At 37.8% G+C, this 16,329-nt stretch carries 15 protein-coding genes; all 15 read right to left on the minus strand.

Annotated elements, in window-relative coordinates; genetic code table 11:
- A partial coding sequence (gene pstA / locus WBM70_RS02995) for a phosphate ABC transporter permease PstA (protein WP_424557034.1) occupies window positions 1-748 on the minus strand: 748 nt, incomplete at its 3' end.
- A complete protein-coding gene (gene pstC, locus WBM70_RS03000; RefSeq protein ID WP_424557035.1) occupies window positions 748-1,602 on the minus strand; it encodes a phosphate ABC transporter permease subunit PstC in 855 nt (284 codons plus the stop codon). The genes pstC and pstA, both read right to left, overlap by 1 nt.
- A gap of 172 nt (window positions 1,603-1,774) precedes the next feature.
- Entirely contained in the window at window positions 1,775-2,776 is a 1,002-nt protein-coding gene (gene pstS, locus WBM70_RS03005) for a phosphate ABC transporter substrate-binding protein PstS (protein ID WP_424557036.1), read from the minus strand.
- A gap of 100 nt (window positions 2,777-2,876) precedes the next feature.
- Window positions 2,877-4,592, minus strand: a complete 1,716-nt coding sequence (locus WBM70_RS03010) for a lysophospholipid acyltransferase family protein (RefSeq protein WP_424557037.1) — start codon at window positions 4,590-4,592, stop codon at window positions 2,877-2,879.
- Window positions 4,592-4,801 (minus strand): hypothetical protein, encoded by a 210-nt coding sequence (locus WBM70_RS03015; RefSeq protein WP_424557038.1) that lies wholly within the window; start codon window positions 4,799-4,801, stop codon window positions 4,592-4,594. Before WBM70_RS03015 ends, WBM70_RS03010 begins: the two co-directional genes overlap by 1 nt.
- 358 nt (window positions 4,802-5,159) lie before the next feature.
- On the minus strand, window positions 5,160-5,375 hold the full coding sequence (locus WBM70_RS03020) for a hypothetical protein (protein ID WP_424557039.1): 216 nt from the start codon (window positions 5,373-5,375) through the stop codon (window positions 5,160-5,162).
- Window positions 5,376-5,552: 177 nt separating this feature from the next.
- A complete protein-coding gene (locus WBM70_RS03025; protein WP_424557040.1) occupies window positions 5,553-6,242 on the minus strand; it encodes a response regulator transcription factor in 690 nt (229 codons plus the stop codon).
- Window positions 6,243-6,478: 236 nt separating this feature from the next.
- On the minus strand, window positions 6,479-7,162 hold the full coding sequence (locus tag WBM70_RS03030) for a response regulator transcription factor (RefSeq protein ID WP_424557041.1): 684 nt from the start codon (window positions 7,160-7,162) through the stop codon (window positions 6,479-6,481).
- Between the two features lie 104 nt (window positions 7,163-7,266).
- Complete coding sequence (locus WBM70_RS03035; RefSeq protein WP_424557042.1) at window positions 7,267-8,799, minus strand: inorganic phosphate transporter; 1,533 nt, start codon at window positions 8,797-8,799, stop codon at window positions 7,267-7,269.
- Between the two features lie 138 nt (window positions 8,800-8,937).
- Complete coding sequence (locus WBM70_RS03040; protein ID WP_424557043.1) at window positions 8,938-10,122, minus strand: putative porin; 1,185 nt, start codon at window positions 10,120-10,122, stop codon at window positions 8,938-8,940.
- A gap of 75 nt (window positions 10,123-10,197) precedes the next feature.
- Window positions 10,198-13,374 (minus strand): carboxypeptidase regulatory-like domain-containing protein, encoded by a 3,177-nt coding sequence (locus WBM70_RS03045; protein WP_424557044.1) that lies wholly within the window; start codon window positions 13,372-13,374, stop codon window positions 10,198-10,200.
- Entirely contained in the window at window positions 13,375-14,658 is a 1,284-nt protein-coding gene (locus tag WBM70_RS03050; RefSeq protein ID WP_424557045.1) for a tetratricopeptide repeat protein, read from the minus strand.
- Between the two features lie 9 nt (window positions 14,659-14,667).
- Window positions 14,668-15,306 carry an energy transducer TonB gene (locus WBM70_RS03055; RefSeq protein ID WP_424557046.1) on the minus strand — a complete coding sequence of 213 codons (639 nt, stop codon included), beginning with the start codon at window positions 15,304-15,306 and terminating at the stop codon, window positions 14,668-14,670.
- A gap of 6 nt (window positions 15,307-15,312) precedes the next feature.
- Window positions 15,313-15,717, minus strand: a complete 405-nt coding sequence (locus WBM70_RS03060) for an ExbD/TolR family protein (protein WP_424557047.1) — start codon at window positions 15,715-15,717, stop codon at window positions 15,313-15,315.
- Window positions 15,714-16,328 (minus strand): MotA/TolQ/ExbB proton channel family protein, encoded by a 615-nt coding sequence (locus tag WBM70_RS03065; protein WP_424557048.1) that lies wholly within the window; start codon window positions 16,326-16,328, stop codon window positions 15,714-15,716. The genes WBM70_RS03060 and WBM70_RS03065 overlap by 4 nt, the downstream gene beginning before the upstream one ends.
- Window position 16,329: the final 1 nt, after the last annotated feature.

The raw sequence follows: 16,329 nt of genomic DNA on the forward strand, positions 1-16,329 counted from the left end.
GTACAAACGATGCAGCCCATGCCAGCTCACGGCTCGCCTCATCAGGATAGGTTGCGAGATTATAGATACTTACCGTAAGAGAGGGGAACTGGTCGGTTAGATCCATTGTAAAGAACTGGTTATTAGCTGATGTAAAAAGTAGCGGTGCAGTCTCTCCAATGATACGGGCAAAAGAGAGTAAAACTCCTGTTGTGATACCTACTTTAGCCGCCTTAATAACTATCTGCAAAATGATCTTATGTTTGCTCCCACCCAAAGCAATACCTGCCTCTCTGAGTTCTTTAGGAACAAGAGCAAGCATGTTATCGGTGGTACTAATGATGATAGGTATCATCATAATAGCCAAGGCAACGATACCCGCCCAACCGTTATAGCCACCAAAAGGGTCCACAAGGATAGCAAAAACAAAGACACCGATAACAATAGAGGGTGCAGACATCATCACATCACTAAGATTTCTTATCACAGAAGCCAACTTACTATTATTACTGTACTCTCTAAGGTAGATACCAGCCATCATTCCAAGAGGAACCGCTACAGCAGATGCCATAAGGGCCATGGTAAACTGACCAACAAGCAAGTTTCGTATACCGCCTTCAACAAGGTCGTTGGTGAAAGTAGAAAAATGTAAACTTGTGATCCCTTTATAGCTCAAAGTGATAAGTATCCAGAAAAGAAACCCTATCCCTATCACTGCTGAAAGTGTAGAGAGTATTAAAATAATTTTATTCAGTATCAGTCTATTCATTATGCTTCCTTTTTACCAAGAAAATAAAACTTGGCTACTGAGATAAGAATGAAACTCACCACAAAAAGGATAAGTGCGAGGTAGTACATACTGCTTATCTCAAGATCCTGTGCTTCTGCAAAGTTGTTTGCAAGTAATACAGGTATGGAAGTCGTAGGGTCTGTCACTCTGCTTGGGATACTCATCACCGAACCGATCAGGAATGCCACAGCCATTGTCTCACCCAGAGCACGTCCAAGTGCTAAGATAATAGACCCGATAATCCCGCCTTTGGCATAAGGCATGACTACATCTTTGATCACTTCAAACTTCGTTGCACCCATAGCATACGCTGATTCTTTGAGGACTGAAGGCGCTGTATTCATAGCATCTCTCGTGATTGCTGCCATGAAAGGAATGATCATGATTGCCAAAACGATCCCTGCAGTCAAAAGTCCTACACCATTGCCGCCTACGGTTGCCTGTACGATAGGGGCGAAGTAAAAAAGTCCCCACATACCATAAATGATACTTGGAATGGCCGCAAGCAATTCGATAGCAACGGAGACAGGTTTTACCAGTTTTTCCGTAGCGATCTCTGTTAAAAATATTGCGATCCCCATTGCCAATGGTGTTGCGATGACCATAGCGATAAGCGTGCTGAGCAAAGTACCGATGATAGGTATATACCCGCCAAATATACCACCTTCATCATCTTCATCTGCTTCCCAGATCTCACTGTACAAGAAATCAAAACCAAATTCATGCAATGCCTCTTGTGCATAAGTGAAAAGTACCGCAAAAATGCCCACAAGGATAAAAAAAGAGAGTGTTGCAGAGAAAAAAGAAAAATTCTTAAAGAGTTTACCACCCATCATTTGCCTTCGTAATTAATTGAAAAGGATTGTAGTAAAAGTTGGTAACATTTTGGTTACCAATTGCATTTATTTTGTTATAAACGTATTCAAGGAGTTATAAGAATAGATGCTGTCTATTGCAAAAGCCTTCAGGTATGAAGGCCCCAATTTGTGTGGGTTTAGGATCTTTTTATTTGATCTTTTTAGTTTCCCAATATTTTCTAATTTCGTCTTTTGTCGATGCAGGAAGTGGCACATAACCAAGGTCTGTTGCAGCTTTATCACCATTTGTATAGGCCCAGTCGATAAATGCTGTTACTTTTTTATTTGTCTCCATTTTCTCTTCTGGAAGCAAGATAAATGTTGCCGCTACGATAGGATATGAAGTTGCCCCTGCCGGGTCACCGATCACTGCATAGAAATCATTTTCAGCTGTCCAGCTTGCATATTTAGCTGCATCCTGGAAAGACTTTAACGTTGGGTTAATGTAGTGTCCCTCTTTGTTTTCTATCTGTGCTGCTGCCAATCCTAATTTCTCTTTGAAAGAGTATTCAATGTACCCGATAGAGTTTTTTATCTGCTGGATATTTGCCGATACACCTGAGTTTGATTTACCCGCAACTACTTTTGCTGCTTTCCATGTAGGTTTTTTACTCACTTTGATATTTTCATCAAGTTTATTCAGGAAATATGTAAAGTTAAATGTTGTACCAGACTTATCTGCTCTTACAGCTACAGTGATAGGCTCATGAGGTAATTTCAATCCAGCATTTTGTGCCATGATCGCTTTATCATCCCAGTGTGTGATGCTTCCGCTAAAGATACCAGCAACAGCTGCACGGCTAAGTTTAAGTTCTCCATCTTTTATACCATCAATGTGATACGCTAGTACTACTGAACCTACGACACTAGGGAACATATAAAGTTTACCTTTTTTAAGTGCTTTTGGCTTAAGAGGTTTATCTGAACCTGCAAAATCAACCATTCTTTTTTTAATAGATTTAACCCCATCACCAGAACCAGTTGGCGTGTAGTTCACTTGATTTTTAGTTGCAGCAAAGTACTCTGATGTCCAAGCTTTATATATAGGTCCAGGGAATGATGCGCCTCTACCTTTAAGTTCATCAGCATTCACTGCTGTAAGTGCTACTGAAGCTGCTACGGCTGCTGTAAGAATTGTTTTTAATGTCATGGTTTGTTTCCTTAAGAAATAAGTTATCCTCTATGTCAGAGAGACTTGAGATTGGGCGCAGTATAAAATAACTTGGAAACATTTTGATTACAGGATGTAATCAATTTGAAAAATAGCGTTTTCTTTTTGTCTCTTTGAGTAACTTTAGATCAGCTACTATAAACCCGTCAATACAATTGTTAAAGTCCTTGTCGTATCCAAAGTCCAAGAACTGTACACCACCCTCTTCACAAAGTTCTGAATACTGTTTGAATAATGTCGGTACTGTGTAGCCCATGAAACCCAATTCTTCTTTAAGTACCCTCATATCAGCCTTATAGTCCTCACCTGTAAATACTTCTTCACAATGCTCTTGTAGCCATTTTGATATACTATATGGCACTTTGTGTTTTGCCAACTTCTCTGTTGAACCAAAATACTTTTGATAAAAATAGATCATCACTCCTTTTGCTTTTTGGTTAAAGCTATCACTTAAACTCACAGCACCAAAAAGATACTGTATATCAGGACGACTTTTTACATATGCCCCTATGCCCTGCCACAAATAGTCTAAGGCTCTGCTGTTCCAATATTTAGGCTGTACAAAACTTCTACCAAGTTCTATACCTCTTTCCAAATATGGTTCAAACTTCTGATCAAATTTAAACAATGTACTGGTATAAAGTCCATCCAGATTAAAATCACTTATGATCTCTCTGCAGATTCCTAGACGATATGCTCCTGCGATCTCCAATGCTTCATCATCCCATATGATCAAATGCTTATAGTAAAAGTCATAGCTATCTATATCACGTTTTTTACCACTTCCTTCCCCTACATGGCGAAAACTGATCTCTCTTAATCTACCTATCTCTTTAATGACACAGTTCTCTATCTCAGATTCATACACAATAATCTGTTTGCCATCTGTTGTTTTACCTAATGGTACTCCATGCTTTAATTCCCTCTTCAGTTCACTTCTCTCTTCCGGAACAGAAATTTCATTATAGGTGGCAAAGATCGGTTTGTTATTTTTTGATACTTTATAAAAATGTTTTCTAAGAAGTTTCACAGTCTCTTTTGGTGAAAGATTTGGTACATTATACGCATCAAAAGGGATTGTTTTCCCTATAGTGAACTCAATATTTTTTCCTTGCGCTTTGAACATCTCATGAGGAAGTGTTGCGGTCGCCAAGGAGCGGTTAATCATGGAAAGCAGATAAAAGTTTTTAGAATTCTTTGCCTTAATGTAAATAGGAAGTATAGGTGCTTGCATCTTAGATGCGATTTTTAAAAATCCACTTTTCCATGGTGTATCTTTTACGCCATTTGGCTTTGCACGGCTTACTTCACCAGAAGGAAATATGATCACTGCCTGTTCTGCTTCCAGTGCATGATAAATACTTTTAACTGTTTCTTTATCCATTTTTCCATTAATATTATCCACAGGAATGATAATATCTTTAAGATTATCAAACTGGGCCAAAAAAGAGTTTGCTACGATCTTAATATCTTTACGTACATCTTTGAGTAAATGCAAAAGGGCCATAGCATCCAATGCACCCAAGGGATGGTTGGCTATGATCACAGTACGTCCATAAGCCGGGATACGAGTAAGTTCATTGGTCTTCAAGCCTATAGAAACATCAAAATAATCTACGATGGCTTCTACAAAAGAGAACGTATCTTTATGTGCATTTTGTGTCATAAAAGTATTGATCTGGTTTTCATGAAATAACTTTTTCATACCGTTGAACAATACTTTCTTTGCCACATTGGGGAAAGTCTCAATAGCAGGATAGTGGTGTACCATATAATTTTCTACACTAACTTGCATTAGGCTATCCTATAAGCATAATTGATCTCTTCAACGAGATGCCGATGTACAGCTTTGACTTTCGTATGAGCATGAAAAAGTGCTTCTACCAAATCCCACTCTTCATAAATAGTACTTACCGCCTCTTCTTCATCTATAGAAAAGGTCTTCGCAAGCCTTTTTGCAAGTTTGGCTATCTTTTTATCTGATATCAATATTTCATCTTTCATGATGTCTCCATTAATTAATGCAATAGTATAAGTATTAGTGATAACATTTCTATAACATAAGAGCATCTCTAGATTGAACTATTTAAAAGTATGATAATAATAAAGAATGGAGTGGTGACAATAATAATATATCTGGTGTACCTAGGAAAAGATGGCCCAAAGTGTACAATAAAAGAATGATTTATTTTTGTAACAATATCATATGTGATAAGTAACCATTTTGTTATAAACAATGTCTATGATTTCGATATCAAAATATCATACCTATTTAAAGGGGGCTTTACACATGCCATATGAACTATAATATATTTTTGAATGCAGAGAAGAGACAGAAAAGTTCTATCTCTCTAGGGTACTACTATTTTTTCTTTGCTTTTTTAGTTGCTTTCTTTGCTACTGATTTTTTCTTCGATTTCTTCGACTTTTTTGCTACTTTTTTAGCTGCTTTTTTCTTCGCTTTTTTTGCTTCTTTTTTCTTTGCCACTTTTTTAGCTGCCTTTTTTGCTGCTGCTTTCTTCTTCGCCTTTTTTTCTTCTGCTTTTTTTACTGCTTTTTTCTTTAGATCTTTTGCCATAGATATGTCCTTGAATTAAATTTTAACTATATTTTTACTACATAAAAATACAGCCATTACCTAGTATACATCTTTTTATATTAATACAAATATATTTTCTATGACTCTATCAAAGTAAGTAGTATGAGGAGATATGGGTAACGCGATATATGGGGTAACAATAAATTGTAAAAATATCTATTGAAACTTATATCCTATACCACGAACGGGAACGATGTATTCTTTTGCATCTTGTGGATCTATTTTCTTCTTCAGACGATTGATAGTGACATTTACAGTACGTTTTTGAGTATCTTCGTTGTCGTTCCATATATTCTGAAGTAAGTATTCTCTCTCAAGTACTTTATTTTTATTTTTGATAAACAGACCAAGAAGTTCAAATTCTAATTTAGTGAGGGCTATTTCACTACTCTCTATAAATGTCTTACGGGTATTGAAATCCATCACAATGTCTCTTGCTGCTACTCTTTCATATTCTATTGAATTTGTACGTCGCAGTATCGCTTTTACACGGTAAATGAGTTCTTGTATATTGAAGGGTTTTCTTAAGTAGTCATCAGCACCACGCATAAACCCTTCTTCTATCTCCGCATCTGTATCTTTTGCAGAGACGAACATAACGGGAGTAGTCACACCTTTATCACGAAGGTAACTTACAAACTCACTCCCTTCAACTTGAGGAAGTGTACGATCAACAAGCATCAAATCAATGTTCTCTTGTTCGAGTATAGACTCTACTTCTTTAGTATTTGTAACACCTATAACCCTATAACCTTCTTTCAGAAGCTGGAATTCTTCAAGTTCAAGTAGATCTTCATTGTCTTCAATAATTAAAATGGATGCGATAGGGTCGATGTTATTATCCATTACAAAACCTTTTTTATTTATATCATTCTCTATGAAATAGAAATTTTAAAAGTATCCTATAACAAAATGGTCTCATTTTGATAACATTTTCTATACTCATCATAATAGTGGAAATCTATGATCCACCATTCATTTTATAAAGTCATTATTTTAGTGTGTAGATATACTATTGTAGTTCTTTAAAGGATTACATAATGGAGGGGGGAAAGAACCTATTGTAACAAAGACATATGATCTTAGAGTAATTTATATCCAACACCCCATACAGGAGCAAAGTACTCTTTTACTGATTCAGGGTCTATCTTCTTTTTAAGTCTGTTCATTGCTACATTGATGGTTTTATCATGAAAGTTGACACTGTCATCACCCCAAACTTCATCACGTAAAAAATCTCTGTCTAAGGGTTGATGTGGATTCTTGACAAAAGTATGCAGTAGTTTAAATTCTAAATTGGTTAATTCTATACGCTTGTCATCTATGAAAAGTTCTCTTTTTTGCATATCAAGGGTAAGATCTCTGTATTTTAATTTATCACTTAAGCGTACACCACTTCGTTTAAGCAGTGCTTCCACCCTTAAGAGAAGTTCCTTGGTATTAAAAGGTTTTGTCATGTAGTCATCGCCACCACTCACAAATCCCTCTTCGAGGTCTTTTTCCTTGTCTTTTGCCGTGAGAAAGATCACAGGTATTTCATACCCCAATTCTCTCATTTGTGCAACAAACTCACTTCCTTCAAGACCTGGAAGATTTCTATCGACTATCATTAGTGCAGGGTTTTCCTCTTCTAAAAACTGTTCTACATTTTCCGAAGAAAGAAATCCTGTAACAGTGTACCCCTCTTTTTCGAGATGGTATTCAAGAAGCTCTAAAATATCTGGTTCGTCTTCAATAACGATGATTTCTATATCTGTATTTTGCATATGATAGCATAGTATATATCGATAACATTTTGATTACGAAAATATGAAGAAGAGGAAAGAAGTTGAAGATCGTGTGGGTGAAATACCCACACTACATATGTATCTTAGGCAGAGACACCTTTAATGATAAAGAAGATAATAGCAGAAAGGACAGCCGCAGCCGGAACAGTGATGACCCATGCCGCAACAATTTTTTTCACCATCCCTCGCTTTACATAGTTCTCACGCAATGAACGTTTAATGCTTTTTACTTTTTTCTTTTGTACTTTAATGAGTGCTTCTTGTTTTCTATACTCTTCAACTGTTTGAAGTTCTGCAAGTGCAGCTTTAAGTGCATGTTGTTTTTCAACTTCTTGTTGTAATTTCTCTTGCTTCTCACCCGCCTCTTTATTGTCAAGCCACTCTCTAAGAAAACCTACACCAAAGATAGCACCCACAGCAATATGCGTAGAGGAAACAGGGAGTCCAAGTTGAGAAGCGATGACCACTGTAATCGCTGCTGCCATCATAATAGAAAATGCTCTCATCTGGTCAAGTTCGGTGATCTCAGTACCTACCGTTCTAATAAGTCTTGGTCCAAAGAGTGCAAGACCTACAGAGATACCCACACCACCAACTACCATCACCCATAAAGGGATAGCTACTTTCGTCGAAACGGCTGTAGTGCTTAACGCATCATAAACTGCAGCCAAAGGTCCAACGGCATTGGCAACGTCGTTCGCGCCATGGGCAAAACTTAAAAGTGCCGCTGCAAAGATAAGAGGGATTGTGAAAAGAATATTTATCGACTCTCTACTTCCATCTAAACCTATCACCTTTTTTGCTACCTTAGGCTTTACTATAAACAAGGTGATAAGCCCACCAATAGCACCAAATATAAGGGCTACCGAGAAAGCAGGTTTTTTCGTTTGTGGTAAAAAACTCAATATTTCTACGATCACAGGCCACACTTTTTTTAATCCTTTAACCGTTAGATATGTAATAAAAGCTGCTGACATAAGCGCTACCAAGATAGGCACAATCTTCTTTGCCGCTGTTATTCTATCTTCCTTATAAATGATCTGTGATTTAATGATATAAAGGAAAATGGCTGCGATCACACCACCAAGTACAGGAGAGATCACCCATGAAGCAGCAATCTTACCCATCGTACCCCAAGAAACGATAGCAAAACCCCCTGCAGCGATACCACCACCAAGTACACCACCTACGATAGAGTGAGTCGTTGATACTGGCGCTTTAAGCCATGTTGCAAGGTTTAGCCATAGTGCAGCTGCAAGTAGTGCTGCAGACATACCATAGACAAAAAGCATAGGATCATTATCAAATGCATCTGGAGAGATGATACCTTTTTTAATTGTACCAACCACATCACCACCAGCGATGAGTGCTCCACTTGCCTCAAAAATAGATGCAATGAGGATAGCTCCACCAATAGTCAATGCACCCGAACCCACTGCAGGTCCTACGTTGTTAGCTACATCATTTGCACCAATATTCATTGCCATATAGGCACCAAATACTGCTGCAAGCACTAAAAAGCCTCCGTGTGTTTCTTGTCCCATGATGCTGTTTGCATAAAAAGCTACTGCTACAGCAAATGCTGCACCAAGTATCATTTTCACCATATTGTTCATCTAGATTCCTTTATGTAATTAATGTCAAAATTATAGATATGAAGTATTACATTTTTGTTGCTGAAATGTGATAAAAACATAAAATCTTGCATCTCGAAATCCGTTCAAAGAGATCGAGATGTAGGTAAGTTAGAGGGATTAAAATTTAATAATCGCATCCAATTGTACACGCTCGTAGTCTGCATCTGCAGGATCGCCAACTTTGCTTCCATAGAGTGTATTGATGAAGTAAGTACCGGCAAGATATGTGTTTTTGCCAAATTTGTATTGTCCTCTGATAGCATGACCTTTGGCTGCAGTACCACCACCGAAGTTATCTGAGTCAGAGTGTGCACCAAGTACCGCATCTTCTTCTATGTCTGTATAAGAGTATTTTACTTGCCAATCACCAATTTCTTTAGTCTTACCAAGTTTAAGCCCTATATCATACCCGAAGTTATTGTCATCTGCGGCCGTGTTATATGCCACACCAGCAGCTATTGCAAATGGTTTGCCAAGTACATCTTTGAACTTGAGTTCTCCAAATCCCTCTACGATATGATAATCATTTTCATACAAACCATTTTCATCTAAGGTGTTACCCAATCTGCCACTGTCATAAAAAGCCGTGTTCCCTTTGATACCATCATAATAGTAGAAACCAGCACCTAAATTAAGTTTTGCAAATTCTAATTTTGTTTTGTGCACGTATTGTGCCAAAAAGAGATTAACATCGTCCCTAGCAGTAACATTTTCTGCATAAGTTGGCTGGTTAATACCTACAGTGATCATCTTTGTATCATCTTGATACTGGTAGTTCACTCCGTTCATTGAAAGATCGTTATCCCAAACAAGCTGTGATCTAATAGGTCTATACAGCATATATTCCTGTCGACCTATTTTCCAAGTAGAGTTACCAGATGTATAAGTAATACCTAAAACATGAAATCTAAGCGACTGGAAAAAGTAGTCTGACAGAGCTTCAGTAGGCTTATTCGCCTCAGCAAAAGTTTGGTTACCTGAAGTTGGGTTACCAAAACCACTTCTCATACCAATATCAAAGTGAAGATTATCTGTAATATCAATGTTTGCGCCTAGTCTTAAACGATATCGACCAAGATACTTATTACTTTCACTACCATCATAATACTCAGTCTCTTTACTCTCATATCTTATCCTCAAGTCACCTTTGAAGTGAATTCTGTCTAAAAAGCTTTTTTCAGCTACTGGTAGTACTGGAGTTGTGCTTTTTACTTCTGCTATTCGTTTAATTGGTGTGATGACGTCCTCCGCAGCCATTGATACTGTCGCTATTGCCGCCATTGATAATAGAATTTTTTTCATTTGTATACTTCCTCTTTTTTTGGTGTGGAAGTATAGAAAAATTTGATTACAGTTTGATTACATGAATTTAACCATTTAGAATTTAGTTGATATTTTAAGATCCAAAGTTCTTCCCTCCTGGTAAGTCCTTGTCACCCCATCCCCTTCTTTCCAAATAGATTCATCATCCAAAATATTTCCAATCTTCACCTTCAATTCTAATGGATAACCATATTCAAATTTTTCAGTCCAAACAAGGTCTAAAAGCGTTGGCGCTGTTTCATACTGGTCTTGTTGTGGCACTCCAAATGCGATAATACCTACTTTTCGAATACGCTCTGACATATAGTTTACATTAAGAGATACTGATCGTTCTTCATTATCGTATCCTGCTGTCAGGTTAGCTACATAAGGTGAAAGCCCCTGTAGTGGTCTATGGTTGGATGTAAATTGTGTTTGCTGTTCTTCGGTCAATGAAACATCTGATTTATTATAAGAAAAATTCCCCGATAGATAGAAATTTTGCCACATTTTTCCAAGGAAGTCTAAGTTCTTCCTACCGTCTATTTCTATCCCATAAAGTGTTGCAAAGTCAGTATTGGCAAACGAATAGATAGGTAATGCTGTAGAATACAATTTTACATCTTCTATTGGTTTGTCCATATATTTATAAAACAATCCAAGCTTTATAAACTCATCATCAGTGATAAAGTAACTATATTTTAGATCAAGGTTATACATAATGGTATTAACCAACTCAGAGTTACCAATAATAGTTGCAGGTTCAAATGGATGATTATATACACCGCTAAGCTCTCTTAGGTCTGGCATAATATACGTTTTTGAAGCTGCGATATCAAAAATATTTTTGTCATCATATTCATATTTCACACTTAGTGAAGGAAAAAACTCATTTACCACCGTGCTGCTCGATGTAATGATAACGTTGTTTCGCAAAGACGTATCTGGATTAGTCGAATCAGTCGTATATTCATCTATTGTTTGTGTTAGATCTACATATCGCAGTCCAAATACTGCTTCAATTTGATCTGTAGGACGCAACATCAAAGAAAGATATGGACTAGTTTCATCAATATATCCGTCGTATGCATCTGCTGGCTTATTAAATGAAGTCAAGAGAAATGGTCGGTATTCGTATGGATAGTCAGGTATAACATATAACCAATAAAGTGTATCAATATCTTGTGTCATCCATTGATCTTCTATTACTGATGTAGGACTTGGTGTCAATCTAAATCTTCTTTGTCTTGAAACTCTCTCTTTAGAAGAGATAGCAATACCATATTCAATGTATTCATCTTCATTAAAAATTTCAATATCGTGTTTATTTTTAAGATATACAGACTTAAGTACATCTTCTGACTCTAATCTTAAAGCTGTATTGGTACCCGAATTTGTATTGTAAAGATATGCGTAATCATCTCTATTATAGTAAATATATTGGTAATTGTTAGGCTGATAATAATTAGCCGTACTATGCTGTAGACCAAAATTAAATTTCGAATCAGAATTAAATATATTATAGACAATCTCACCACTTATCTGATCTGAATTAAGTTCTCTCTCTTGCCAGTCAAGATTATAGATCGTCAAATGCTCATCATTTGAACCTAAAATACCATCGGTAACCCTAGTTGATTGAACTGAATCCTTTGTATACAGCTTAGTATATTTAAGTTTAAATACATCCAAAAAGTTATAACCAATATTTAACATTCCCCCATGAGATACAGACATTTCTCTTTGATCAATCGTACCTGTCTGCGTAGGGCTATCATACTGATTTCCATCAGCATCGTAGTCGTAGTTAAAGTATTGTTCTTGTCTAAATGAATTCTCTTGCTTATACCCATATGTTGCGAAAACAGACACTTCATGATCATCGTTAATTGTATACGTTTTAGCAGCCTCAATTGATCCACTTACACCAGGCAACAAAGTAGTCTCGTTAACTGTATATAAACGATTGACAAACGTTCTTGTAAAGTCAGAAAGCTGTTCTTCTGTAAAATAATCTGTGTTCAATTGTGGTGTTGCTTGACCAACATACATCTCGGTCGCATCAAGAATAGGTTGTGGGATATCCCTGTATGAAGAATCATATCCAGTCCAGTCTGTAGCAGAGCCGACATACTCTATGTGTGCATCACCGGTATCTCGATTTAATTTAGTCCCTAAAGAGATCTTGATGAAATCCTCACTAAATCTTTCTTTCGTTCTTATGTCTATGTATCCGCCACCAAAACTACTTGGAATGTCAGCAGATGCACTTTTTTGTACTTTCATCGAACCAATAACTGAAGTAGGGAAAATATCAAGAGGTACAGACCTCTTCATAGGATTTGGGGAAGGCAATGGCATCGAGTTTAGCTCTACATTCGAATACCTGTCACCAAGTCCACGAACATAAATATCTTTCCCATCAACCAAAGTAACACCAGTCACTCTTTTGAGTGCAGCAGCTGCATCTGAGTCCCCTTTTTTTGACATCTCTTGGGCACCCAAGATGTTAGCAACTGCATTGATGTTTTTCTCCTCTGTTAGTACATCTGCAATACTACCTTCGATCTTCGGCGCAAGAACAACAAACTCTTCTAGTTCCATACTTGCCGGAGTTAACTTCACTGTTCTTGAAGTAGTGCCGTCTTTTTTAACAGCGATACCTCCGATAGTCTGTGCACTGTAGGCTGAATGCACTACTGAAATACTTAGTGTCTTGCCTGAAGGCACTTTTGCAGAAAAACGACCGTTTTCATCTGTTCTTACATCTACCGCTGTACCCCTTACAAAGACTCTTGCACCAGAGATAGGGGTATTTCCTTCTGACGAGAGCACCTGACCTGTAAGTCTCCCTTCTCCAGTAACTTTTTCTTCTTTTCTTTCAACTGATGCAGCCACTGCAACAGGAACATCTATATCGATGCTGTCTACTCCTGTTTTAGAAAGTGTAGCCATGATCTCTGTATCTCTTCCCTCTTTGATACCAACAGGTTTTTTAAAATACCCTAGGTTTTCACCTGCAGCATTTTTACCAAAAATTTCGATCTGATGTCTACCGGCTATAACCCGTATCTTTACAGCACCATCCTCATCTGTTTTGAAAACTTTATTACCATCAATCTTTATTTCATTATTAGCAAGGGGTTTCCCCTCGCTGAAAAGCAACACTGAAAGCGTACCTTCCTTTAATTGACTTGCCATTACTACCAGTGGCAGTGTCATTAAAAGCAATAATTGCAATAACTTCTTCATCTATATACACTCCAGACTGTTACTTCTACATTTTTCAATATTTTTACGGATCACCGTTGCTTTAGAGAAGAGTTCATCATCTTCAATCTTTTTAAGCTCTGCTTCTGCACGATCATAATCTTTCACCATATAGTATGCATACGCTAATGCATAACGCATATTGTCATTTTGTAAAAGACCGTATCTGTCCAATGCATCTTTAAGTCCGATGATCTTTTCAAACTCGCCTTTACCTATAAAGATCGCTACTTTTTGTTTGGTTTTTTCTTCTTTATCTGTCATCATCGAGTTAAGATAAAGTGCATGTGCGAGCTCTCCATTTCTTCTGTACATCTCTGCTGCTTCTTTTATATAAGTAGAGTCATAATAAGAGCCTTTCTCAAAAAGATCAGCCGTGACATGAGGCATATCTTTTTGGTTATAGTAATGACCAAGTAAAATATGTATTTTTGCAGAAGAAGGAAACTTTAACTTTGCTTCTTCAAGTACTTTGATAGCTTCCTCTGACTCACCACCGCTTTGAAGCATTTGAGCCAAAGAGATATACTCCTGTGCACTTGCCGGTATCTTTTTCATATAGGCTTTTGCTGCATCGATCGAAGCTTGATAAAGCTTTAACTCAGCAAAGTAATAAAACTTCTGTTTCAAAAGCGTGGCATCTTTAGGGAAAAGCTTTGCACCTCTACTGAGGGCATCGATCGCGGAACCTTTTTGATCTGCTTTCCAGTAGCACTCTGCTCTAAGCGTAAACAAAGATGCACTATTACGCCCTTTTTCTCCGGCAGAATCGAGCGCATGTACAGCATTGATATACTGCTCAGCCTTATAGTATGCCTGTGAAAGATAGATATAGATCTCTTCTATCTGATCTTTTCTAAGTTTTTCAGCATCAAATACAGGTTTTTTTACAAGCGGCTTCTCTACCTTTTTCTCATCAGAAAATACTTTGAAGAGATACTCTCTTTTTGACTTCTCTTCTACAGGCGGTACATACACTTTAACTTTCGTTGCTTTAATCGCCTCTTTGAATGATGCTATAGAAGCGTCATACTTTTCCTCTTTAAGAAAAATCAATCCTCTCATGTTATGGTATTTATCCCATTCAATATCGGTATGGGACTCTTTGGCTTTTTGCATCTCATCCAGTGCTTTGCCATATTTACCATCATAGTACATAATGGTTGCGATCTCCATGTGGTTGATCGTTTGCTCTTCAGGTTCTTTTGCCTGCAGTGAATATGTCAAGAAAAGAAAAACTGTTACTGTAATAATTTGTTTTAACATCTTTTCACCTTAATTAAAATCGAAGCGTACTTTTTGCTTCGCCCATACTTTGACCGGGTTACCCTTGTATTTTGCCGGAGCAAAACGCCAACTTCTTACACCTCTTAGTGCTGCCTGGTCAAAGATACCCGCAGGACTTGAGGCGATCACTTTTGCCAGCTCCACACTCCCGTCTTTACCAATGAGCATGTTCACAACTACATACCCTTTAATACGTTTCTTCGCTGCTGAAGGAGGATACTCCAACGGACCGCGTGATATCACTCTTGGTTTACTGTCAACCGTTCCCTCACTCATCGCTGCATCTGCTGACATGTCACCCAAAAGGCTTTTACCGTCACCCATGAAGTCCCCTGTAGCAAATTCAGGGATATTCATAGCGATCCCACCAAGCATCGAACCTAGATCAGGGAGTGGTGCTTTTGGCTGTGCTTTTGGTTTCGGTTTTGGCTTTGGCTTTGGCTTGTCAACTTTTGGCGGCTGTTTTGTCATCTTCATATAACGCATAGGGTCTTTGACTTTTTTCTCTTTTTTCTCGACCTTTGCATTAAATGAAACAACCAGTATCATCATAAGAAGAGCACCTAGACCCATTGCCCATAAGGCATATGATTTGGCACGATCTCTATTAAACTTTGTATTGGCCATAATAGATTATCCCATCTCTTTTGATGTGGATACTGCTACATCTTTTGCCCCTGACATACGACACTCATCTACTACATCGATCAATGTCTCCACAGGAATCGTATCATCAGAGATGACCAGGACTGACTTCTCAGTAGATGTACGTAGTAGGTCTCTTAATTTACTCTGGATCGCCCATAGTTGTACCGGTTGGTTATCAATGTAAACCTGAGACGTGTTATCAATGTAAACCCGTACCACTTTTGCATCTGACTTACTGGCACTTGCCGCAGATGGACGCTCAAGTTCCAATTTCATATCTTTAACAAACGTAGTGGTTACCATAAAAAAGATCAATAGGATAAAAACCATATCGATCAATGGTGATACATCTACATTGTCTACATCTTGTTTCTTTGGTCTAATTCTCATTCTGCATCCTTCGTGGATATAATATCTATGATCTGTTCAAATTCAAGTTCATAGCGTTCTGCTTTTCTATCAAGTATACGTCCAACTATCAATCCTGGAACGGCAACTACCAATCCAAGTTCCGTTGTAAAAAGTGCTTTGGAAATACCTCCAGAAATACTCGCTCCCTGAGCAAACATCGAACTGCTTTGCAGTGCATCAAATGTCTCGATCATTCCCATCACTGTTCCAAGCAAACCGACAAGCGGGGCAAGCACAACGATTGTCCTGATCATGATCCTATAACTGTTTACATCACTATAGTACGGAAGCAAGACACCGTTCATATGTTTTCTTATATTTGCCCCGATCGCTTTTGCCTCTTGTGCTGCATCTAATGCATCAGCAACAGCATAGTCAAGCATGCCTCTCATTGCTTGGGCCTCACCTCTTTTTTCGTGCTTGGTGATCAAACGACGGACATTTCCTTTGGTTCCCCTCTTAAGGATAAAATAACGATATCCCAAACCATACCAAAGGAAGAAGTTAAGTACAAAAAGTACCCACATTACCACTCCTCCGGTATTCATTAGATCGACAAATGTGCCGATTAACTCAAATGGCGAAAGCATA

This window comes from Sulfurovum sp. (genome assembly GCF_049668085.1).
Lineage (GTDB): Bacteria > Campylobacterota > Campylobacteria > Campylobacterales > Sulfurovaceae > Sulfurovum.

Coding starts and splice junctions, on each gene's coding strand:
- WBM70_RS03025 (WP_424557040.1), bottom strand. CDS start 6,242: ATGGATAATAACATCGACCCTATCGCATCCATTTTAATTATTGAAGAC.
- WBM70_RS03050 (WP_424557045.1), bottom strand. CDS start 14,658: ATGTTAAAACAAATTATTACAGTAACAGTTTTTCTTTTCTTGACATAT.
- WBM70_RS03035 (WP_424557042.1), bottom strand. CDS start 8,799: ATGAACAATATGGTGAAAATGATACTTGGTGCAGCATTTGCTGTAGCA.
- WBM70_RS03060 (WP_424557047.1), bottom strand. CDS start 15,717: ATGAGAATTAGACCAAAGAAACAAGATGTAGACAATGTAGATGTATCA.
- WBM70_RS03015 (WP_424557038.1), bottom strand. CDS start 4,801: ATGAAAGATGAAATATTGATATCAGATAAAAAGATAGCCAAACTTGCA.
- WBM70_RS03040 (WP_424557043.1), bottom strand. CDS start 10,122: ATGAAAAAAATTCTATTATCAATGGCGGCAATAGCGACAGTATCAATG.
- pstC (WP_424557035.1), bottom strand. CDS start 1,602: ATGGGTGGTAAACTCTTTAAGAATTTTTCTTTTTTCTCTGCAACACTC.
- WBM70_RS03010 (WP_424557037.1), bottom strand. CDS start 4,592: ATGCAAGTTAGTGTAGAAAATTATATGGTACACCACTATCCTGCTATT.
- WBM70_RS03030 (WP_424557041.1), bottom strand. CDS start 7,162: ATGCAAAATACAGATATAGAAATCATCGTTATTGAAGACGAACCAGAT.
- pstS (WP_424557036.1), bottom strand. CDS start 2,776: ATGACATTAAAAACAATTCTTACAGCAGCCGTAGCAGCTTCAGTAGCA.
- WBM70_RS03065 (WP_424557048.1), bottom strand. CDS start 16,328: ATGCTTTCGCCATTTGAGTTAATCGGCACATTTGTCGATCTAATGAAT.
- WBM70_RS03055 (WP_424557046.1), bottom strand. CDS start 15,306: ATGGCCAATACAAAGTTTAATAGAGATCGTGCCAAATCATATGCCTTA.
- WBM70_RS03020 (WP_424557039.1), bottom strand. CDS start 5,375: ATGGCAAAAGATCTAAAGAAAAAAGCAGTAAAAAAAGCAGAAGAAAAA.
- WBM70_RS03045 (WP_424557044.1), bottom strand. CDS start 13,374: ATGAAGAAGTTATTGCAATTATTGCTTTTAATGACACTGCCACTGGTA.